Consider the following 21,526-nt stretch of genomic DNA (forward strand, 5'->3'; position numbering starts at 1 on the left):
CAACTTATAACATTGGCAGCCTTGTTATTGCCAGGAAAGAAAACGATCACATGAGAAACATTGCAACAATGGTTGTAACGATAAAACCAATCGTTACAGGCAAAAGGTTTCTTCTTGCGAGTTCAAAAGGATCTACATTGCAAATTGCAGCGGCAGGAATAAGCGCCTAAGGGATAAGAGTTCCACCGCCTACCCAGATTGCTGCCACTTGGCCGAGTGCTGTTAAAGTAGCTGCACCGGCGCCAATTGCAGTTCCAAAAAGATGTGCAATGGAACCGGCCAGTGAAATTCCTGAAAAACCGGAGCCGTCAAGACCTGTAATTGCTCCGACAATAGTAAGGGTAACCGCGCCGATTTCTTTGTTTAATGGCACTACTGATGCAAGGCTCCAAGAGCATTGACAATTCCGTGCGATCCTTTCGGAAGAAAATCCCCGATAATTTTTGAAAATCCCGCGTCTCCTAAGTAAAAGAAAGCAGCGATAGGGATAACAGGACCAAACATTTTAAAACCGAATTGGAAGCCTTCAATTAAATAACTTGTTGTTTTTTCTAGTACTTTGTTCTTGTGGCTTGCTATTGTGATCAAAATAAGAATAAAAATTGAAATTCCACCAATTAATGCAGTTGCATCGCTGCCTTGCAAATTTAAAGTGAACATAGCGGCAACATCGAGAGCAAATAGAAGAGGAATGAAGATGGCAAAAAATAGTTTTTGATTCATGCTTAGGAGCGTATCTTTCGAGGCAAAATCTTCATTTGTATGCTTTGTGTTGTTAAAATCAGATTGAACAGTTAATGTTCCGTTTTTCATATCTCTTTTCAAAAAATAAAAAGCAGCCAAAGTTGTCACAATCCCCATTTTGAAAACGAGCGGAATCCCCTATTTTTATTTTTCTTTAGGGATGACATATTTCGTAATATAAGAAGGACCGGAAAATATTTTCTGCTTGTCCACCCCGGCATCTGTTTCCTTCTTATCATGGGCTTTTTCAAAAGCCTTTGATTTTTGCCATCTTTCAAATCCTTGTTCATTTTCCCAAAGAGTCAGAATGATATACGTATTCGAAGACAGAGGGCGCAATACCCGTATGGCAGCAAATCCCGGCTGATTTTCGATCGTTCTCGATCTGTTCTTAAAACGGTACTCAAATACCGGTCTGCCTTCATCAGTGACAGGAATATGATTTAAGACGGCAAAGCCTGCATGATTCATTGTACCGGATGAATCGATTGCTTCATATTTGCGGGGTTCTTTGAATATACTTATTCCTTCAGTCTCATGTATAAGCAAGAAATTCTCGGGATTTTGCATAAGAATCATATTTTCAGAGGGATATTTTTCTTTCAGAGCTTTTAAATATTCATATGTTCCAGAAGTAATATAAAGGTTCAATTATTGTCACCTCTTTGAATAATCATGTTCTTTTATTATACATTTAGCACTGAGAAATAAAACTTACTTTATCATTTTTTCTATTTCAAATGGTTGCCCTCTTTCCCACATCGTTCTCTCCGGTTTCCTCAACAGTTCAACATCGCTAAAAACTCTTTTTCCCTTATTTGTGAATTTATCTGACATATAATTTTCGACAATACCAAAAAGTATGTTAGATTTCTTTACATAAATTGAGATTAACTGACTTATCTATTATACACTGAAGATACAGACGATCTTAAACAACCAAACAGGGCGGTGAGATTGATTGTTAAGATTGGTTGTACAGTTTATCATTATTCTGGCCTTGCTCCTTATTGGAAATTCGATCACTAACTTTTTTCATTTGCCTGTTCCCGGAAGCATTATTGGAATGGTTCTCCTTCTAATCTTTCTTAGGAGTGGAGTAATTAAAATGAATTGGGTTTCTGACGTCGCTAATCTCCATTTAAAACATATGGTCTTGTTATTTATCCCATCAATTATCGGAATTTTCTTTAGCTTGAGTATCCTACAAGGTCAAAGCTGGAAAATTATTGTTGTTTTAATCATCAGCAGCCTGCTTGGATTGGTTGGAACCGGGTATACAGCTGAAATTTATGAAAAGTCTAAGAAGGAGGAAGGTTAATGATCATCTCAAATGTCGGATCTACTTTTTTCAGCACATTTTTTACGTGGTTGGGATATGCGCTCAGTTTAAAACTATTTAAGAAATTTAATTTGTTTTGGTTAAACCCTTTGTACTCAACGACTATTATGCTTTTCCTGCTGATGGCTATAATGAAGGTTGACTATGAAATTTATTTAAATGGTACTGGCTTTTTTTCACTTCTTCAAGGAACAGCAGTCGTATCAATGGCTGTTCCGCTATACTCACAATGGACTCTCTTAAAAAAGTATCTTCGTAAAATATTTGCAAGTATCATGTTAGGAAGCATGCTAGGTGTGTTATTTGTCTCGTTATTTGCAAAAGTTTTCGGGTTGAAGACAGAAGTTGTTGCATCTCTCATCCCAAAATCCGTTACATTGCCAGTTGCTTTGTCTGTTTCAAAATCGCTTGGGGGAATTCCTTCTTTAACGGTATTATTTGTTTTAGCCTCTGCACTTTTTTCCCTCATTTTTGGTCCCGGTTTTTTAGAGAAGCTCAACATTAAAAGCAAATTTGCAAAAGGTTTGACTATGGGTACGTGCGCACAAGCTCTCGGTGTACACAAGTCATTTGAATGGGGAGAAGAAGCGGGTGCAATAGGAAGTATAGGTATGACGATATCTGCAGTTTTTATCTCGCTAATAATTCCAATCTTGTCCATTTTGATTTGAAATTATCGGCATATTATTCAGGAATGCTCCCTTGTAGATTGAGGGAGCTTTGTTGTGTGAACTCCTATTGATAGATATTGTTCTAATGCTTTTTTATGATTATCTTTATATTCCACAAATTAAACTATAACCGGAACGAAAATCGTCAAATTATTGACATTTTACTATGTTATCTATACAAACATAGTAGAAAAGGCTATAGTGAAAACAGTTCAATATATGTTCGTATTTAAAAAATTTTTTATTCCTCCTGTTATATATTACAATATATAACAGACAGTTTTTGAAAGGTGGATTACCCTGATGACGATTCATTTCAATGATACATTTTTAAAAGCGGCGAGAGGAGAAAAAACTGATTATGTGCCTGTTTGGTACATGCGTCAAGCAGGACGGTCCCAGCCTGAATACAGGGCTTTAAAAGAAAAATATTCATTATTTGAAATTACTCATCAGCCTGAATTATGTGCTTATGTAACAAGGCTTCCTGTTGAACAATACAATGTTGATGCTGCAATTTTATATAAAGATATTATGACACCGCTTCCTGCTATTGGAGTTGATGTCGAAATCAAATCAGGTGTTGGTCCGGTGATTTCGAATCCAATCCGTTCACTTGCCGATGTTGAAAAACTTGGTGAAATCATTCCGGAAGAAGATATTCCTTATGTTCTTGAAACAATTAAGATTCTGACACAAGAGCAGTTGTCAGTTCCGCTGATTGGTTTTGCAGGTGCTCCGTTTACGCTTGCCAGTTACATGATTGAAGGCGGACCATCCAAAAATTACAATAAAACAAAAGCATTTATGTACGCTGAGCCTGAAGCTTGGTTTGCTTTAATGGACAAATTGGGAGAAATGACAATTACATACGTTAAATCCCAAATTAAAGCCGGAGCAAAAGCCATCCAGATTTTTGATTCCTGGGTGGGAGCTTTAAATGCAGAGGACTACCGCCATTTTATAAAGCCTGTCATGAAGAGGATTTTTTCGGCTTTAAGAGAAGAAAATGTTCCTCTTATCATGTTCGGTGTTGGAGCGAGCCACCTGGCAATGGAATGGAACGACCTTCCCCTTGATGTCGTTGGCCTGGACTGGCGTTTACCTATAAATAATGCACGGAAAATGGGAATAACGAAAACAATACAAGGCAATTTAGACCCTGCAGTTCTTTTAGCTCCATGGGAAGTAATTGAAGAAAGGGCGAGAGCTATTTTAGATCAGGGTATGATGCAGCCTGGCTATATTTTTAACTTGGGACACGGTGTTTTCCCGTCAGTTAACCCTGAAACCCTGAAGCGCTTGACTGCGTTTATACATGAATATTCAAGGACAAACTTAAGTAAATAAATACCACTTTCTTATACTGAAGACGATAAATGGGTTTTTGGGAAAAAGATAATTAAAGATCGTAAGAAAAGGTGCTGACAAATGAAGAAAAAAATGGGACTTCTTGTTATGGCATATGGTACGCCTTACAAGGAAGAAGATTTAGAACGTTATTATACACATATCCGCCGTGGCAGAAAGCCTTCGCAGGAAATGATTGAAGAGTTAAGAAGCCGATACAAAGCTATCGGAGGCATATCTCCACTTGCTAAAATCACTAGGCAGCAGGCGGAAGAACTAGAAAAGCATTTAAACCAGATTCAATCGAAGTATGAGTTTAAAATGTACCTTGGATTAAAGCATATTGAGCCTTTTGTTGAGGATGCAGTCAAACAAATGCACGATGATGGAATTCAAGAAGCGGTAAGTATCGTTTTGGCCCCCCATTTTTCGACTTTCAGTGTCAAATCTTACAACGAGAGAGCAAAAGAAGAAGCAAAAAAGTTTGGCGGTCCAAACATTACATCAATTGAAAGCTGGTACAATGAACCAAAGTTTATTCAATATTGGGCATCGAAAGTGAAGGAAACGTTTGAAAAGATGCCGAACACTGAAAAAGACAATGCATGCCTTATCGTTTCAGCCCATAGTTTACCTGAAAAAATTCTAGACATTGGCGATCCATACCCAAATCAGCTTAAGGAAACAGCAGATTTAATTGCAAGTCAAGCAGATGTTAAAAATTATGCAATTGGTTGGCAAAGTGCGGGCAATACGCCGGAACCGTGGCTAGGACCGGATGTTCAAGATTTGACCCGGGATCTTTATGATAAAAAAGGGTATCGTGCATTTGTTTATATTCCAGTCGGATTTGTATCAGAACATCTCGAAGTTTTGTATGACAACGACATTGAATGTAAAAATGTTACTGATGAGGTTGGAGCAAGTTATTACCGGCCTGAAATGCCGAATGCCCAGCCTGAATTTATCGATGCGCTTGCATCGGTGGTTATGAAACATCTTAACTTACATGAATGAAACCTATATGTAAAGAAGGCGATGAAACCGTGATGGATGAAAAACGCAAAGTTGTCATAATAGGCGGAGGCATTACGGGATTAACAGCTGCGTATTATCTACAAAAGGAAGCAAGAGAAAAAGGTCTTCCACTTGATGTAAAAATCATCGAAGCTTCACACAGACTGGGAGGCAAAATGCAGACCGTTGTAAGGGATGGCTACATTATTGAGAGAGGGCCTGACTCATTTCTCGCGCGTAAACAAAGTGCAAGGCGGCTGGCAAAAGAGGTTGGAATGGAAGATAAGCTAGTAAACAATTCCACAGGAAAATCTTTTGTTTTGGCAAAAAATAGGCTGCATCCTATGCCTGGCGGTTCTATTATGGGGATACCAACCCAAATTGCCCCGTTTATTACAACTGGCTTGTTTTCTGCCATAGGAAAGGTAAGAGCAGCGGCTGACTTTGTACTGCCACGCTCGAATCCGGCAAAGGATCAATCGTTAGGGCAATTTTTCCGGCGCAGATTGGGCGATGAAGTAGTCGAAAACTTGATTGAGCCGCTTTTATCAGGAATCTATGCGGGTGATATTGATCAACTAAGTTTGATGGCAACATTCCCTCAATTTTACGAGGTGGAACAAAAATATCGAAGCCTTATTCTTGGCATGAAGAAAGTGACGCCGGCTCAGCCTAAAAACACTGGGCAAAACGGAAAATCTAAAGGGATCTTTTTAACCTTTACAACAGGTTTGCAATCTTTTGCCGAAGCCATTGAAACGAAATTAGAGCCTGGCTCTGTATTAAAAGGTATTAAAGTTGAATTGGTAACAAAAAAAGACAAAGGGTATGAACTTAAGCTGAATAATGGCCAATTAATTTTTGCAGACAGCATCGTTTCAGCTGCTCCACATCAGGTGCTGCCTTCGGTTTTTTCGCAATATGAATTTTTTGACATCCTTAAGGAAATGCCGTCTACCTCGGTAGCAACAGTCGCCCTTGCATTTCCAAAAGAAGCAATTGAAAAAGATATTGATGGAACCGGATTTGTAGTTTCCCGAAAAAGTGACTACACAATAACGGCATGTACATGGACACATAAGAAGTGGCCTCATACAACTCCTGAAGGAAAAGTGCTTCTGCGCTGTTACGTTGGCAGAGCCGGTGATGAAACAGTAGTTGATCTTTCTGATGATCAGATTATCAAAATTGTCCTTGATGACTTAAATAAGATCATGAATATTACCGCAGAGCCAGAGTTTGCTGTTATTTCACGCTGGAAAGATTCTATGCCTCAATATACGGTAGGTCACAAACAAAGGATAGATACCATTAAACGTCATGTAGCAGAAGAACTTCCTGGTGTGTTTATTGCAGGCAGTTCATTTGAAGGGCTTGGCCTCCCTGATTGTATCGATCAAGGAGAGGCGGCGGTTGAAAAAGTATTATCCTATTTTAATTTACATGAAAAAACGAAAACGGCTGTCAAATAAAGGCGGCCGTTTTTAACTTACAGAATGCCATCCTCCGGCTGATCTAGCCAAATCGCTCCAATGTTCGACCACTTCGTGATTCGTCATATGATTGCGGTGCAAAACGGAACGCTTTAACCTTCTATTTTTAAAAATATATTTGATTTTTCATAGAAAACATGTTACTCTTTATTCGTACTAAATGACTAAAATGTTCATTTAGTCATTTTTTCAGGAGGATAAATAATGGATCGAAAGCAGTTAATTATTGAAGCGGCGACCAAATCATTTTCTTTGTTTGGTTATAAAGCAACAACGATGGATCAGGTTGCAAAACTTGCCAATGTTGGAAAAGGAACGATTTACACATTTTTCAAAAATAAAGAGGAACTGTTTGATGAAATTATTAGCACATTAATTAAGGAAATGAAAAATGCTGCAGAGAGTTCGTTTGATTCGTCCCTTTCGTTTCATGAAAATGTTCATCGTGCCCTTTTTAAAATTCTCGAATTTCGACGAAAGCATCAGCTAACGATCAAACTTTTTGAAGAAGAAAAAGAGATGGGAACACCCGCGGTTATGGATGTAATGGAAAAAATGGAGACCGCTATTTTAAATTATATTAAAGAAAAGGTTGCTACAGCCATTGAATCAGGGGAAATAAAGAAATGCGATCCTGAGTTAACAGCTTTTGTCATGTTTAAATTGTACATCGCGTTAATCTTTGATTGGGAAAAGAAACATAAGCCGTTGGAGAAGGAAGAAATCGCAGAGCTGTTTGAGCAATATATTTTTAAAGGATTATCGAATTAGGTAGTCCTTATTTTTAGACTAAAAATGACTAAATGAACAAAATAGTCAATTATTATTCGGAGGCTAATAAGATATGAAAAATTTTTTATTAAAAGAAGAGTTATGGGCTATTATTAAGGACAAAAAACTTCTGATTCCAATACTTGCTGTCTTATTTATTCCCATTATATACAGCGGCATGTTTTTATGGGCCTTTTGGGACCCATACGGACATTTAGACAAACTTCCTGTGGCCGTTGTCAACGAAGACAAAGGGGCAATGTTTGAAGGGGAACAATTAAAGCTTGGTGATAAGTTAGTATCTAAACTTAAGGACAGAAAAGATTTTAACTTTATCTTTGTTGGAAAAGAGGAAGGTTATAAGAAACTTAAAGATCAGGAATTTTACATGCTTATTGAAATTCCTAAAGACTTTTCGGAGAACGCAACTACTTTAATGGATGAAAATCCAAAAAAATTGGATCTCATTTATGTTCCTAATGAAAGCTATAACTTTTTATCTGCTCAGATGGGCAAATCTGCCATAGAGCGAATAAAGAGTTCCATATCAAAAGAGATAACCAAAACGTATGCAGAGACAATGTTTGATAAAGTCGCTAAGCTTTCAGATGGAATGAAGGCAGCTAGCAAAGGTGCAGTAAAATTAAGTGATGGTGCTAAAGAGTTAAGCAGTGGTTCTAAAACACTTCATGAAAGTCTTGTTACATTAGCTGAAAAATCAATTCAGTTTAATAATGGAATGAATGAAGCAAATAAAGGGTCTAAAGAAGTTGCAGATGGAGCTGCTTCTTTATCATCTGGTCTATCTCAGCTGTTGGAAGGGCATCATAAACTGGAAAATGCAGCAAATGAACTGAAAACCGGTTCTGAATCGCTCGCTTCAGGGATGAGTCAAGCAAACAAAGGGATTCAAAAGGCAGAACAGAGCATTCCACAATTGGTAAATGGGACAGAAAAGCTTCAAACAGGTGCAAAAACTTTATCGTCTTCATTAAAGCAATGGCAAACCGGAGCTGAAAGTGCAGCTCGAGGTGCTAAGCAATTAAATGATGGAACAGTGTTATTAGAAAGTAATTTAAAGGCGATCTTGCCAATGCTGCCTCCAGAGAAGAAAAAGTCTTTGGAAGCAGCATTGAACAGTTTAAAACAAGGAAGTACTGAATTAGCTAATGGCACTGGCCAGCTTGCGAACTCCGCTGGACAGCTGGCAACAGGTGCTGATACATTGTCACAGCAGCTTGGAACATTAAAATCAGGCCAGCAGCAGCTGCAATCGGGAATGTCGCAACTTGCTAAGGCTGGGACTGAGCTAGAAACAGGCGCCAACAAGATTGCAGCCGGCCAGAAAAAGTTTGCGTTAGGAATGATAACATTTGGAAATAAATTCTCTGAGGCAAAAGATGGGGCTGTACGGTTAGCACAAGGTGCATCCAAATTGGCCGGAGGGATGAATCAGCTAACTGACGGATCGAGCCAATTGGCCAGCGGTTCCGGAATGCTGGAAAAAGGAGCACAGAAAATTGCCAATGGTAATACAAAGATTTATAAAGGCAACAGCGAACTGGCTGGAAAACTGGCAGAGGGCGCAAAAAAAGCTTCATCAATCAATGCTGATGAAAAAACTTATAATATGATGGCAGAACCGGTGAAAGTAAAAAATGAAAAATTAAATAAAGTACCGAACTATGGTACAGGTATTGCTCCATATTTTTTATCACTTGGTTTATTCGTTGGTGCACTAATGTTAACAATTGTCTATCCATTAAGGGACCCTGTAGTCGTTCCACGAAATGGAATTGGCTGGTTTTTTGGAAAGTTTGGAGTAATGGCCGCAGCCGGAATTATCCAAGCCCTTATTTCAGATTCTATTTTGCTTGGTGTTTTAGGGCTTGAAGTGAAAAGCGTTCCGTTATTTGTGCTCTTTTCTATTATTACAAGCCTTGCATTTGTAACACTTATTCAGTTTTTTGTTACATTGTTTGGCGATCCTGGACGATTCATCGCAATTATTATTCTTATTCTTCAATTAACAACAAGTGCCGGAACGTTCCCGCTTGAATTGATTCCGGAATTCTTGCAGCCATTTCATAATTTCCTGCCTATGACATATTCAGTAGCAGGATTTAGGGCAGTCATCTCAAGCGGAAATTTCAGCTTTATGTGGGAAAACATTATGATGCTGCTTATTTTTGCACTTGTATTTATTACAGGTACAATGGGATACTTTCATATCATCTATAAGCGCCGCTATAGCGCTATGGAGTAACCAAGGACAGGGCCGCTCTGCTTATAGTGAATATCTTAAGAAGAAGGAGGCTGACTTAAAAACAAAAAGTCGCCTCCTTTAATTATGATTGTATAGAAGGGAGTATGGAAGGAGTGAAATTGAGGGAGATATCACTCGTTCCATGTGAAACTGGATTTACAAAATACGAATAATATAAGATTAGCAGATTACATATCTAATAAACCTAAACACTTATCACATTTATTTCCGTAACATTCATGCTGTTCTTCAATCGTCTCTCCACATTCAGTACACTTTTTTGACGGCAAATTTTTAAAAAATTCCAAGATGTTTTCAATCATGTAGCAGTCCTCCCAATCGTTGAGATGAATTTTTCGAGTTGTTACTTGTTAATGCAATTGTATTATAACAGATTATAATAGTCAATAACTGTTTTAAAACAAATTTTTCAACAAATGAAAAAAAGAGAATAATCGATTATAGTTGAAGTTGGAGCAATCAATCTGTTGCAGAGGAGGAAAACGTGTGAAATTAACAGTTATAGGCTGCTGGGGCGGCTATCCCAAAGCAAATGAAGCAAGCACCGGCTATTTGCTTGAACATAATGGTTTTCATTTGCTTATTGATTGCGGAAGCGGTGTGTTGTCCAAATTGCAAACCATGATTGAACCGGAAAAGATCAATGCGGTTATCTTATCTCATTATCATCCCGACCATATTGCCGATATCGGGGTTCTTCAGCATGCAAGGCTCATCCAGGGATTACTAGGCAAGAATATGGACAACTTGCCAATCTATGCACATTCATTAGATCAGCAGGAGTTTCAAAAATTAACGTATAAAAATATTACAAAAGGAATTGCTTATGATCCTGAAGAAACGCTTACGGTTGGACCGTTTACCATACATTTTTTACTAACAGATCACCCCGTACCATGCTATGCCATGCGGATTGAGGCAGATGGAAAATCGATTGTCTACACTGCAGATACTTCCTATAAAGAAGAATTTGTTCCATTTACAAAAGGGGCAGATGTACTTCTTTGCGAGTGCAATTTTTATAAAGACCAGAATGGAAAAAATGCCGGGCATATGAACAGTCATGATGCCGGAACACTGGCAAAATTAACTGATGTCAAAAACCTGATTCTAACTCACCTTCCACACTATGGAGAGATCGAACGTCTAAAAGAAGAAGCTGCTGAAATCTTTCCAGGCAGTATCAGCCTAGCGAGCGAAGGCTTAACCATTACTTTATAAAATTGAAGTGCATTGGAAGATGGTGTCTATTGATAATAAAGGAATAACAGATCCGCGAATGAATTTGGCAATTGAAGAGTATGCTTTAAAAAACTTTGATATTAATCAATCATATTTATTATTTTTATATAAATGAACCTTCTATCATAATAGGGAAGAACCAGAATACAATTGAAGAAATTAATACAGAGTATGTTGAGCGGAACGGTATTCATGTTGTAAGAAGGCTATCAGGCGGCGGAGCCGTTTACCACGATTTAGGGAATTTGAATTTTAGTTTTATCGTTTCCCGACAGAAGACTCCCACTTCAAGGAATGGGAAGGGCGAAGCTCAATGAGTAAGTGGGAGATGAATGTCGGTTGGCAATAGCCAAAACCTTCCTCATTATGATATGATAAGAACTAATGTTCTATATGGAGATGAGGTGGCCGTCATAATCGTCCACTAAGCATATAAATTTCGCATCTATCCAAACAAAAAACAAATGGAACTCATTAACAAAACGATTGGCTGTTCAAGATTCGTGTTCAACTTTTTCTTGCTAAACAGAAGGAAAAGGACGCCTTTTGGTATATTTGTGAAAAAATGGTCCAAGACGGTCAACTTCCAGCGAATAACTGGAAGGATAAATACCTCGATAAGAAAGAAACCATAAAAGCACTTCCTGAACTGAAAAAGCAATATGAATTTTTAAAGGAAGTGGATAGTATTGCTTTGCAGAAATCAGTTGAAAATCTTGCTGACTCCTATGATCGATACTACAACAAACAAAACAAACAACCTCGATTTAAGTCTAAAAAGAATCCAGTTCAATCCTACACAACGAAACTTGTAAATGGAAATATTACTGTTAAAGGTAACTATATGAAACTTCCTAAACTTGGACTTGTTCGTTTTGCCAAAAGCCGTGAAGTAGAAGGACGTATCCTAAATGCAACAATACGGCGTAATCCTTCGGGCAAATACTTTGTTTCGCTGGGAACGGAGGCAGAAGTATCTGAATGGCCAAAAACCCGTTCAGCTATTGGGGTTGACGTAGGAATTAAAGATTTCGCAATCCTTTCAGACGGAACAACTTACTCCAATCCAAAATTTTTCCGCTCTTTAGAAGAAAAATTAGCAAAGGCACAATGGATTATGAGTAGACGGACCGTTGGCGGTGCAAATTGGTACAAAGCTAAAAAGAAAGTCGCCCGCATACACGAAAAAATAGCCGATGCAAGAAAAGATTTTTTAGACAAGGTTTCAACCGAAATAGTCAAAAACCACGATATGATCGGCATGGAAGACTTGTCTATATCCAATATGTTAAAGAATCGTCATCTTGCAAAAGCTATTAACGAAGTATCATGGTCACAATTTAAAAGCATGATGAATATAAAGCAAAATAGTATGGAAAACAAGTAGCAACTGTTGCGAAAAACTTTCCTTCCAGTCAGCTTTGTTCAAATTGTGGCTATCAAAACAAAGACGTTAAAAATCTGGGATTGCGTGTATGGGACTGTCCTTCTTGTAAAACCCATCATGATCGAGATATTAACGCAAGCTTAAATCTTAAAAATGAAGCTATAAGGCCTCTAACCGTTGGTGCGACGGGGCTAGCCTACTAAGATAACTGAAGGTTACTTCGGTGTTCGTAGGAATCTCTCGCTTCAAACAGACCGTACGGTCGTTAAGCAGTGAGTAGTTCAACAAATTAATATACTGAAATGAAAAAGGGTCTGGCCTTATAAATGGAGGGAGACGGAATGGCTGCTGTTTTGGCGGAGGTTAGCAATTTTGTTGCGACGGTGACGATTAATCGTGCTGATGCGCTAAATGCATTTAACTATGAAACTCTTATTGAACTTCAAGACATTGTGGAGCAATTGCGGAATGATCCAGAAGTGCGAGTGGTTATTTTTACCGGTTCCGGAGAAAAAGCATTCAGCGTCGGAGCTGATTTAAAAGAAAGAAAAACACTGTCAGATGCCGCGGTTAAACGAAATATCTATAAAATAAATGAAGTTTTTAACATGATTGACCAGCTTCCGCAGCCAACCATTGCGGCCATTAACGGATATGCTTTTGGCGGAGGCATGGAGTTAGCTTTGGCATGTGATTTCCGAATTGCGGCGAAAGGGATTTCAATGGGATTGACTGAAACCAGCCTTGCCATCATCCCAGGAGCGGGAGGAACGCAAAGGCTTCCTCGCTTAATTGGCCAATCAAAAGCACTTGAGCTGATTCTCACTGCAAAGCGTCTTACTGCAGATGAAGCGAATGAATACGGCCTCTTATATAAAGTAACAGAAAAAGAATCGCTGATGTCGGAATGCAGAAAACTTGCGGAATTAATGCTTGCAAATGGGCCGGTAGCTATAATGCAGGCGAAATTCGCAATAAAAAACGGGATGAACGCTGACTTGCAAACCGGTTTGCAAATTGAAAGAAAAGCATACGAAACAACGATCCCGACAGAAGATAGACTCGAAGCTCTGCAGGCATTCAGTGAAAAAAGAAAACCAAATTTCAAAGGAAAATAATTTGAAACACGGTGCATGCCGTGTTTTCTTTTTGCAATAAAAACAACAAAGTTCGGACTAATTTGCAATAAAATTCTAAAAATTATTAAAAAAGGGCTTGTAAAGTAGTTTGTGTTACCTATATAATTTAGTGCATAAAAGCTAAAAAGCGTAAAAGCGACAAAACACAACAAAAAAGTCATGGTATGAGGGGGATATAAATGAAGAGAGGTTTAAAAGCGATTGCCGCAGCGGGACTCATTAGCACTCTCATTTTAAGCGCTTGCGGAAAGAGTGAAAGTGCAAATGGAGACGGCAAAGATAAAGGGAAAAATGATAAAACATTCAAGGTCGGGGTAACTCAAATTGTCGAACATCCTTCGCTTGACGCCGCATATCAAGGTTTTAAGAAAGCATTGAAAGATAAGGGGCTAAAGGTCGAATACGATGTTCAAATTGCCCAAGGAGACCAAAACAATAACCAGACGATTGCCAATAATTTTGTCAGTGACGGCGTTGATTTAATTTTTGCAAATTCTACTCCAAGTGCGCAAGGGGCATTAAATGCAACGAAAGAAATTCCGATTGTATTTACTTCAGTGACAGATCCGGTTGGAGCAGGCCTTGTAAAATCAATGGATAAACCAGGTGGAAATATTACCGGGACCACTGATACACATCCTGATGCCATTCCGAATACAGTCAAATTCATCACTGAAAACTTCAAAGGAAAAAATATCGGGGTTATCTATAATGCCGGTGAACAGAACTCCGTATCACAAATTAAAATTGTAAAAAATGCATTAAAGAAAACAAATGTGAAACTCGTTGAAGCTACCGTTTCCACTTCTTCTGAGGTTAAGCAAGCAGCCGAATCACTCGTAGGAAAAGCGGGCGTCATTTATATTATTACCGACAATACGGTTGTTTCCGCTTTGGAATCCGTTATTAAAGTAGCAAATGACAATGATATTCCGTTATTTGTAGGTGAGCTTGATTCAGTGAAACGAGGCGGTTTTGCCGCTTACGGATTTGATTATTTTGATATCGGATATGAAGCTGGCGAGATGGCGGCAAAAATATTGAAAGGAGAGAAAAAACCTAGCGAACTGCCTGTTCAATATCCGCAAAAGCTGAAACTATTAATCAATAAAAAAGCAGCAAAAGAAATGAACATTAAAATCAAAGATGAATGGAAAAACATCGCTGAATTCACAGAATAGACTGTAGAAAATGCAGTCATAGAAAGGAAGAGTAATATATGCCTACCGCAATTTTCGGTGCTGTAGAAGCGGGTGCCATGTACGCACTGATGGCTCTAGGGGTTTACCTCTCATTTAGAATTTTGGATTTTCCTGATTTAACGGTTGACGGAAGCTTTGTCACCGGTGCGTCTGTAGCGGCGGTTTTAATTGTTGACGGTGTAAATCCTTTTCTTGCAACAGCTGTTGCATTGTTAGTTGGCTTTCTTGCCGGCTGCTTGACAGGCCTTCTCCACACAAAGGGGAAAATTAACGCCCTGCTTTCAGGTATTTTAATGATGATAGCCCTTTATTCTATCAATCTTCGAATAATGGGGAAATCTAATGTGCCGCTTCTTGCAAAAGACACTGTCATGACAATAATTACAGATTTCTGGAAGAAACTTGGAATTGATGAAGCGTTGAATGGAATAGGTTTCGCGCCTAAAACGTGGGGTATTCTTATCGTCATGCTGATTCTTGCTTTCATTGTAAAATTCTTAATTGATCTGTTTTTAAAAACAGATCTTGGACTCGCTCTTAGAGCAACAGGTGACAATGAAACAATGATTCGCAGTTTTGCAGCAAATACTGACTTTTTAAAAGTGCTCGGGCTCGGTTTATCCAATGCGCTAGTTGCATTTTCCGGTGCGTTAATCGCTCAGTACAACGGATTTAGCGATGTTGGCATGGGAATTGGCATGATTGTGATTGGGCTTGCTTCTGTCATTATCGGTGAAGCGGTGTTCGGTGCCAAAAATGTAGCAAGAGCCACTTTATCTGTCATTGGAGGCGCAATCCTCTATCGGATTATTGTCACACTTGCATTAAGAGTGGAATTTCTCGAAACAGGCGATATGAAATTAATTACCGCTTTAATTGTAATAACAGCATTAATTGTTCCGAAAATATGGGCACAGCAAAAAGAAAATCAGCGCAAGAAAAGAAGACAGCTTGAAGCAAGGCAAAAAGAAGCATATGCGACAAAAAAGCGTGGTGAAGATTTTGCTGCAATTAAAACAGATATATAAAGTCTTTAATGAAGGAACACCGGACGAAAAAATTGCTCTTAATATGGTGAATTTGAATTTGTCACCTGGGGATTTTGTGACGGTAATCGGCAGCAACGGGGCTGGCAAATCTACTTTAATGAATGTTATTTCCGGCAAGCTTATTCCCGATTTAGGGGAAGTTTGGATTGATGGGAAAGACATTACCTTTGAAAAAGAGCACAAACGGGCAAAATGGATCGGCCGGGTATTCCAGGATCCAATGGCCGGTACTGCACCATCGATGACAATTGAAGAAAACCTTGCCATCGCATATGCAAGAACGGCAACACGCGGGCTTGGAAGAGGCGTTTCAAAAAAACGCCGGGAATTCTTCAAAGAAAAGCTTGAAAGCCTTCATCTTGGACTGGAAAACAGGCTTCAGGCGAAAGCAGGTCTGTTATCAGGAGGGGAAAGGCAGGCGCTGTCATTATTAATGGCGACCTTTACCGAACCTAAAATTCTCCTCCTTGATGAACACACGGCCGCTCTTGATCCGGCGCGTGCAGAACTTATTACAGAATTAACAAAGCAGATTGTGAAAGAATACAATTTGACAACGATTATGGTGACGCATAATATGCAGCAGGCACTTGAACTCGGAAATCGTTTGATCATGATGGATAAAGGCCAGATTATTTTCGAAGCAAGTTCAGAAGAAAAACAATCTTTGACCGTTGAAAAGCTTTTATTAGAGTTCCAGCGGATCCGCGGTGAAAAGATGGCGAGCGACAAAGCTGTTTTAATTTAATTTAATTAATGAAGAAAAACCTTGTCAGATAAATCAATGACAAGGTTTTTTGCTGTGGAAAAGGGGCGGAGCTTTACGGATAGTACATGACTAACTGATATCGTACGATATCGGCTCCTGGATTGGAATATGTATGTGGTTTGTTGGCTGTAAAACGGATTGAACTCCCCGCATTTACGAGAAATGTTTCACTGTTAATTTTCATTTTAAGGCAGCCAGACATGACGGTAATATATTCTTCAATCCCTTCATTATGCGGGTCTGAAACATGACAGCATCCTGGATCAAGTTCAATAATATAAATCTCGAACTTTTTTCGCGGGTCGAAAGGAAAAATAGAGTAAACCCGGTACTCGCCATTATTCTCAATGACTGGATCAACATCTTGCATTGAAACAAAAACGACTTCTGATGGCTCTTCCCGAATAATCGAGGAAAAAGAAACCTGAAGGCCGGTGGCAATTTTCCAGAGAGTCGTAACAGTTGGGTTTGATTCGCCACGCTCAATTTGGCTAAGCATTGCTTTGCTCACTCCGGTTGCTTCTGCTGCGCGATCAAGGCTTATTCCCCGGGTTTTTCGAATCATTTTTAAGTTTTTCGCAATAATTTTTTGAATGTTTTCCATTTTCCCCTCCGTAAAGCGTTGTATACTATAACGAACATATGTATAATAAAATACACAAATAATATTTGATAATTTATAATTATTAGATATTTTATTTGTTGTTTATTATAGTTTACTATTTTTTAGGCGGTGAGGAAATGGCGGAAATAACATTAAGCAAGCAATCATCTGAATTCAGGAAGGGAATTCAAGCGGGCATCAGCATTGCAATTGGATACTTTCCAATTGCCTTGACGTTTGGACTTCTTGCCAAAACTAACGGTTTGACAGTAGGTGAAACCATCATGATGAGCCTGCTTGTGTATGCCGGTGCCTCTCAATATATGTCATTAAGCCTTTTATCAATGGGAACGGGAATATTTGAAATTGTGTTGACAACATTTATTGTGAATATCAGGCATTTTCTCATGGCGGCTTCGTTGAATGAAAAAAGTGAGGACGACCATATACTAAATAAAATGATTTATTCCTTTGGTATTACAGATGAAACATTTTCTGTCGCGGCAACAAAAGAGGGTACTGTAACGACGGGTTATTTGTTCGGTTTGTTTTCAATCTCTTATGCAAGTTGGGTCATTAATTCGGGAATTGGCCATGTGATTGGAGCGAGCCTTCCGCAAACTTTGCAGGAGAGCATGTCGATCGCTCTTTATGCGATGTTTATCGGACTTCTTGTACCATCAATGAAAAAGAGTGTCAAAGTAATTTTTTTAGCAGCCTTTTCAGCGATCTTTAACAGTATCTTTGCATTTACACAAATTCTTTCATCGGGATGGGCGATTGTTTTGGCTACTCTTTTATCAGCTGTCATAATCGAGGCAATTGATACATGGAGAGGCAAACAGAGGAGGAATTTTATTGAAAATTGAAATCGTTTGGATGATCATCGGAATGGGAATTGTCACATATATCCCGCGAATGCTTCCGTTTGTCTTATTTAAAGGAAAAGAGCTCCCTGCATTTGTACAGGGGGTATTAAAAAACGTCCCTTATGCTACTCTTGGTGCGCTTATTTTTCCGGGAATCTTATTTATTCAAGATGATATGTGGTACGGCGTAGTTGGTGCTGCAGCTGCTTGTATTGCAGCATTCCTTGGTGCAAATGTGATTGTAGTTGTTCTTGGATCGATTGCCGTTCTAACCGTTTATTCGTACTTTATTTAATAAAAGGAAAGAGACTGTCTCATAAGGGTCTGACCTCATGAGCATTTATCAATATATAGCACATTTATCCAATATTATGTCCTATATATTGTTTTATGGGGTCTGACCCTTAGGTTTTTGAGACAGCCTCTTACATGTGATAAGATTTAGTTCTAATTAGCGAATATTTAACTAAACTAAATATTGATAGGGTTGTACTTAAAGGAGGGATTTTAGTTGGCAAGAAAAATCGGCTTTTATGCTGTTTTGGCATATGTGGTATATGGCTTGTTTTTTTATTGGTATTTGTTTTATTTTGCCGATACGAGTCTGCCGTTTGAATATGAGGGTTCCAAGGCTGACCCGGCAACTTTTTTAAACGGACGGGAACTTATGTTAACGGAGGAGTATTCGAAAGTAAGGAATCTGCTTTTTTTTCTGTCCTCGCCTCTTGAATGGCTGTTCTACATTTTAATTTTAGTATTAGGCTTGTCAAAAGCTTTTAAGCGCTGGGCTTTACAGTCAACGAAAATTAAATTTGTCCAGACGGCCATCTATTTGTTTTGGCTATCTTTATTTGCTTTTATTGCAACTTTCCCGCTCAAGTTTATTAGCTATTCTTTGTCAAAAAGTTATCATATATCTGTTCAGACTTTCGCGTCTTGGATCAAGGATGAACTAATCGATTTTTGGATTAATTACGGCACTATGCTAATCATCGTAACGGTATTGTATTGGCTCATTCATAAGAGCCCCAAAAGATGGTGGCTGTATTCGTGGCTTTTATCCGTTCCGTTTACTTTGTTTATGATGTATCTTCAACCTGTCATGATTGACCCGCTCTATAATGATTTTTATCCGTTAAAAAATAAAGCTCTTGAAACGAAGATTCTTTCCCTTGCAGATAAAGCAAATATCCCTGCGGAGCACGTATTCGAAGTTAATATGGCTAAAAAAACAACGGCCCTTAATGCTTATGTAACAGGAATTGGCTCCAATTCGAGGATAGTTCTTTGGGATACGACATTAAAGCGGCTGAATGAAAAGCAAATATTATTTATTATGGCTCATGAAATGGGCCACTATGTGAAAAAGCACCTGTATTTTGGTATTGCCGGTTATTTGCTTCTTTCCTTGGCAGGGCTGTACATTGCTGCTAAAGCAATGAACTGGGCAATAGCACGATGGGGAAAAGATTTAAAAATTCCACATGTAAACGATATCACGTCGCTGCCGTTATTTTTAATGATTTTATCCATGTTGATGTTTGCATCCAGTCCACTATCCAACGTTGTGTCGCGCTATCAGGAAAACCAGGCGGATCAATACGCCATTAAAATGACAAAAGATCCAGCCGATGCGATTAGCACTTTTCAGGAGTTAACGCGGGCAGGGCTTAGCCAAGTCAACCCTCCGCTTCTGGTAAAAATCTTCCGATATGACCACCCAACGATGCTTGACCGTATTTCAACCATTGAAGACTATGAAATTCAGCAAAAAAGCAAATCAAATGGGGAAGGTCCTTAAAAAGGCCTTCTTTTTTTAGTTTTTTTGGAAAAAAGATTTGCAAAAGAAGACACTAAAAATTAATATACTTGCGGAATGTGAGAAGAACTTTTCAGTGAGGTTATCGTTTAATTTAGAAGAAAGGCGCAAAGCAAGCCCCCTTCGGAAAATGGAGGGGGAAATTAATAAAAGTTCACTTAGAGCGGAAATCAAGTACCGAAGCGTTTGTTTAACTCTTTTAATTGCTCGGACAATTGGAGGAATGCAGGACGGTCTCTGTTATCAATGGCCTCGTCAATAAGCTTTAACAGCTTTTCTTTTTCTGCCTGCAACAATACTTCCGAAAGAAGCATTTCAATGTACAGGTCTTGAATAAACATTTCTTTCTCCTTTTTACGGTTCATTGCACCGAGTTTCATAAGTTCTGTGTAGGACTTTTCGTTCATGAAAAATCACCTCTGCTGCTTTTTAATATTATATGGAATAATTAAGATTTAATCAACGGAATTTTTTAAATTTTTAAATAAGTTATTCTTAGTGTTAAAATAATTAAAAAAATAAAAATATTTATAAAATATGTGAAAAAATTGGAAAATTTATGGTATGATATGGGAAAGACGTAAAAGGAGATGAAAATATGATCATGCCGAGGAAACCGCTTATAGAAGAATATGAAATTAATCCATGTACGATGATGATTATGCCCATCGAATATGGCAGCAAAATCTATTCGCGAATTTTTGAAATTGATGACGAATATATATCCCCTTTTAAGCCGATCGAGATTATTAAAAAGAGCTGCATTTATTTTGGGGCAAGCTATGAAGGGAGAAAAGAAGCGACTAAGAGACTGATAGGGATTACTCATAAAGTTCCAATAGCCATTTCCTCACATAATTTCATTAATTTTTTTCCAACGACTTCACCGAATAACCCCGCGTGCATGTGGATTTCATACGAACATGTTGTTTTTCATGAAAGAGCCGATTCCAAACACACAAACGTCACTTTTAGCAATAAAAATATTTATACACTTCCTGTTTCCTTCAATTCATTTGAAAACCAGCTATTAAGGACGGCGCTCCTTAAAACGAAAACGATGCAAAGAATGGAGGAGACTGAGAGAAAAGCGATGTATTATTTTCATGGACCGCGCTATTTGGAGTCGTCAGAGAGAAAAGGTGAATATGGCCGGTACATAAACCGCAAAAATTAACTTTTTTCCGGCGCCTTGCCGTTTTGGAATGTTACGGCTTGAGGCGCTCCGCATTTGTGGATGACTGTCTAGGATCAACTCCTTCCATTTTGTTTTCATTTTTGAAAAAGTGGCGCTTGAATAAATAATATTCCATCAGTTCTTGCACTTTGTTCCGTATCCGCGGGTTAAAGTAGCTGTGATGCTCTTCATATCCTTTATATAAAAATATGTACATTGTAAAAGCATCATCCCGCTTTAATTGCTCAACTTTCAATCTGTTCTTTTTCATATACCGCTTAACCTCTGCCAGTTCTTTTTGAATGACCTTCATTGTTTCTTCAATTAATTCAATGTATGGTTTTCTTAATTTAAAAGGACTGTTTTCGACGATCGTAAGATCTCGGCTTAAAACAGTTAATACCATCGGTAAATAGATAGCCTGTTCCATCATATTTCGATCTTCCTCAGGAATTCTTGTCATAATCGCCATGCTCCTTACACCCTAAATAAAGAACGTATGTTCGTATTAATATAGTACTTAAAAAAATGTTCAAAAACAAGAGGAAATTTTTACAGTCAATTTTGTTTTCCAGAAAAAAATTTTGAATTTTT

General features: G+C 38.4%; 21 protein-coding genes and 3 pseudogenes. 18 read left to right on the top strand and 6 right to left on the bottom strand.

Annotation, left to right across the window (positions count from 1 at the left end; genetic code table 11):
• Positions 1–46: 46 nt before the first annotated feature.
• Together BMMGA3_RS04035 and BMMGA3_RS04040 are read right to left on the bottom strand one after the other, a co-directional pair.
• A pseudogene (locus tag BMMGA3_RS04035) lies at positions 47–879 on the bottom strand (hypothetical protein); the annotation flags it as partial.
• A gap of 9 nt (positions 880–888) precedes the next feature.
• Positions 889–1,395: an antibiotic biosynthesis monooxygenase family protein gene (locus BMMGA3_RS04040; RefSeq protein WP_004433423.1), complete on the bottom strand. Its 507-nt coding sequence runs from the start codon at positions 1,393–1,395 to the stop codon at positions 889–891.
• 310 nt (positions 1,396–1,705) lie between these two features.
• Between BMMGA3_RS04040 and BMMGA3_RS04045 the strand changes: the two genes are divergently transcribed.
• The 7 genes from BMMGA3_RS04045 (at position 1,706) to BMMGA3_RS04075 (ending at position 9,654) form a co-directional block, all read left to right on the top strand.
• Positions 1,706–2,065 (top strand): CidA/LrgA family protein, encoded by a 360-nt coding sequence (locus tag BMMGA3_RS04045; protein ID WP_004433426.1) that lies wholly within the window; start codon positions 1,706–1,708, stop codon positions 2,063–2,065.
• A complete protein-coding gene (locus BMMGA3_RS04050; RefSeq protein ID WP_004433428.1) occupies positions 2,065–2,757 on the top strand; it encodes an LrgB family protein in 693 nt (230 codons plus the stop codon). Before BMMGA3_RS04045 ends, BMMGA3_RS04050 begins: the two co-directional genes overlap by 1 nt.
• 303 nt (positions 2,758–3,060) lie before the next feature.
• A complete protein-coding gene (gene hemE / locus BMMGA3_RS04055; RefSeq protein ID WP_004433430.1) occupies positions 3,061–4,107 on the top strand; it encodes a uroporphyrinogen decarboxylase in 1,047 nt (348 codons plus the stop codon).
• Positions 4,108–4,188: 81 nt separating this feature from the next.
• Positions 4,189–5,124 carry a ferrochelatase gene (gene hemH, locus BMMGA3_RS04060; protein ID WP_004433432.1) on the top strand — a complete coding sequence of 312 codons (936 nt, stop codon included), beginning with the start codon at positions 4,189–4,191 and terminating at the stop codon, positions 5,122–5,124.
• Positions 5,125–5,156: 32 nt separating this feature from the next.
• Positions 5,157–6,596, top strand: coding sequence for a protoporphyrinogen oxidase (gene hemY, locus BMMGA3_RS04065; protein WP_034669283.1), 1,440 nt, complete (start codon positions 5,157–5,159; stop codon positions 6,594–6,596).
• A 225-nt stretch (positions 6,597–6,821) separates the two neighbouring features.
• Positions 6,822–7,388: a TetR/AcrR family transcriptional regulator gene (locus tag BMMGA3_RS04070; protein ID WP_004433434.1), complete on the top strand. Its 567-nt coding sequence runs from the start codon at positions 6,822–6,824 to the stop codon at positions 7,386–7,388.
• Positions 7,389–7,461: 73 nt separating this feature from the next.
• Positions 7,462–9,654, top strand: coding sequence for a YhgE/Pip domain-containing protein (locus BMMGA3_RS04075; RefSeq protein WP_004433435.1), 2,193 nt, complete (start codon positions 7,462–7,464; stop codon positions 9,652–9,654).
• Between the two features lie 188 nt (positions 9,655–9,842).
• Here the strand turns inward: BMMGA3_RS04075 and yhfH are convergent, their stop codons facing one another.
• Positions 9,843–9,977 (bottom strand): protein YhfH, encoded by a 135-nt coding sequence (gene yhfH, locus BMMGA3_RS17065; protein WP_004433436.1) that lies wholly within the window; start codon positions 9,975–9,977, stop codon positions 9,843–9,845.
• Between the two features lie 184 nt (positions 9,978–10,161).
• Between yhfH and BMMGA3_RS04080 the strand changes: the two genes are divergently transcribed.
• From BMMGA3_RS04080 to BMMGA3_RS04110, 7 genes and pseudogenes are all read left to right on the top strand, one after another.
• On the top strand, positions 10,162–10,896 hold the full coding sequence (locus BMMGA3_RS04080) for an MBL fold metallo-hydrolase (protein ID WP_004433438.1): 735 nt from the start codon (positions 10,162–10,164) through the stop codon (positions 10,894–10,896).
• A gap of 19 nt (positions 10,897–10,915) precedes the next feature.
• Positions 10,916–11,180, top strand: a pseudogene (locus BMMGA3_RS17070) (biotin/lipoate A/B protein ligase family protein); the annotation flags it as partial.
• Positions 11,181–11,381: 201 nt separating this feature from the next.
• Positions 11,382–12,507, top strand: a pseudogene (tnpB, locus tag BMMGA3_RS04090) (IS200/IS605 family element RNA-guided endonuclease TnpB).
• Between the two features lie 138 nt (positions 12,508–12,645).
• Positions 12,646–13,422: an enoyl-CoA hydratase-related protein gene (locus BMMGA3_RS04095; protein ID WP_004433448.1), complete on the top strand. Its 777-nt coding sequence runs from the start codon at positions 12,646–12,648 to the stop codon at positions 13,420–13,422.
• 200 nt (positions 13,423–13,622) lie between these two features.
• The gene (locus BMMGA3_RS04100) at positions 13,623–14,624 is read left to right on the top strand and encodes an ABC transporter substrate-binding protein (RefSeq protein WP_004433451.1); all 1,002 of its coding nucleotides are present in this window, start codon (positions 13,623–13,625) and stop codon (positions 14,622–14,624) included.
• Between the two features lie 38 nt (positions 14,625–14,662).
• Positions 14,663–15,673: an ABC transporter permease gene (locus BMMGA3_RS04105; RefSeq protein WP_004433454.1), complete on the top strand. Its 1,011-nt coding sequence runs from the start codon at positions 14,663–14,665 to the stop codon at positions 15,671–15,673.
• Positions 15,648–16,442, top strand: coding sequence for an ABC transporter ATP-binding protein (locus tag BMMGA3_RS04110; protein ID WP_004433458.1), 795 nt, complete (start codon positions 15,648–15,650; stop codon positions 16,440–16,442). The genes BMMGA3_RS04105 and BMMGA3_RS04110 overlap by 26 nt, the downstream gene beginning before the upstream one ends.
• A gap of 73 nt (positions 16,443–16,515) precedes the next feature.
• Here the strand turns inward: BMMGA3_RS04110 and BMMGA3_RS04115 are convergent, their stop codons facing one another.
• Positions 16,516–17,067: a helix-turn-helix domain-containing protein gene (locus BMMGA3_RS04115; RefSeq protein WP_004433460.1), complete on the bottom strand. Its 552-nt coding sequence runs from the start codon at positions 17,065–17,067 to the stop codon at positions 16,516–16,518.
• Between the two features lie 137 nt (positions 17,068–17,204).
• On the opposite strand from BMMGA3_RS04115, the gene BMMGA3_RS04120 reads away from it, so the two are divergent.
• From BMMGA3_RS04120 to BMMGA3_RS04130, 3 genes are all read left to right on the top strand, one after another.
• The gene (locus BMMGA3_RS04120) at positions 17,205–17,936 is read left to right on the top strand and encodes an AzlC family ABC transporter permease (RefSeq protein ID WP_004433461.1); all 732 of its coding nucleotides are present in this window, start codon (positions 17,205–17,207) and stop codon (positions 17,934–17,936) included.
• A complete protein-coding gene (locus BMMGA3_RS04125; protein WP_004433462.1) occupies positions 17,926–18,231 on the top strand; it encodes an AzlD domain-containing protein in 306 nt (101 codons plus the stop codon). The genes BMMGA3_RS04120 and BMMGA3_RS04125 overlap by 11 nt, the downstream gene beginning before the upstream one ends.
• Positions 18,232–18,447: 216 nt before the next feature.
• On the top strand, positions 18,448–19,737 hold the full coding sequence (locus BMMGA3_RS04130; RefSeq protein WP_004433463.1) for a M48 family metallopeptidase: 1,290 nt from the start codon (positions 18,448–18,450) through the stop codon (positions 19,735–19,737).
• A gap of 188 nt (positions 19,738–19,925) precedes the next feature.
• On the opposite strand, the gene BMMGA3_RS04135 is transcribed toward BMMGA3_RS04130, so the two are convergent.
• Complete coding sequence (locus tag BMMGA3_RS04135) at positions 19,926–20,162, bottom strand: IDEAL domain-containing protein (RefSeq protein ID WP_004433464.1); 237 nt, start codon at positions 20,160–20,162, stop codon at positions 19,926–19,928.
• A gap of 191 nt (positions 20,163–20,353) precedes the next feature.
• Here BMMGA3_RS04135 and BMMGA3_RS04140 point away from each other — a divergent pair, with 191 nt between their 5' ends.
• Positions 20,354–20,932 carry a competence protein ComK gene (locus tag BMMGA3_RS04140; protein ID WP_004433465.1) on the top strand — a complete coding sequence of 193 codons (579 nt, stop codon included), beginning with the start codon at positions 20,354–20,356 and terminating at the stop codon, positions 20,930–20,932.
• A 31-nt stretch (positions 20,933–20,963) separates the two neighbouring features.
• On the opposite strand, the gene BMMGA3_RS04145 is transcribed toward BMMGA3_RS04140, so the two are convergent.
• Complete coding sequence (locus BMMGA3_RS04145; protein WP_004433467.1) at positions 20,964–21,395, bottom strand: YhjD family protein; 432 nt, start codon at positions 21,393–21,395, stop codon at positions 20,964–20,966.
• Positions 21,396–21,526 lie beyond the last annotated feature (131 nt).

Origin of the sequence: Bacillus methanolicus MGA3, from assembly GCF_000724485.1 — a bacterium.
GTDB classification, from domain to species: domain Bacteria; phylum Bacillota; class Bacilli; order Bacillales; family Cytobacillaceae; genus Bacillus_Z; species Bacillus_Z methanolicus_A.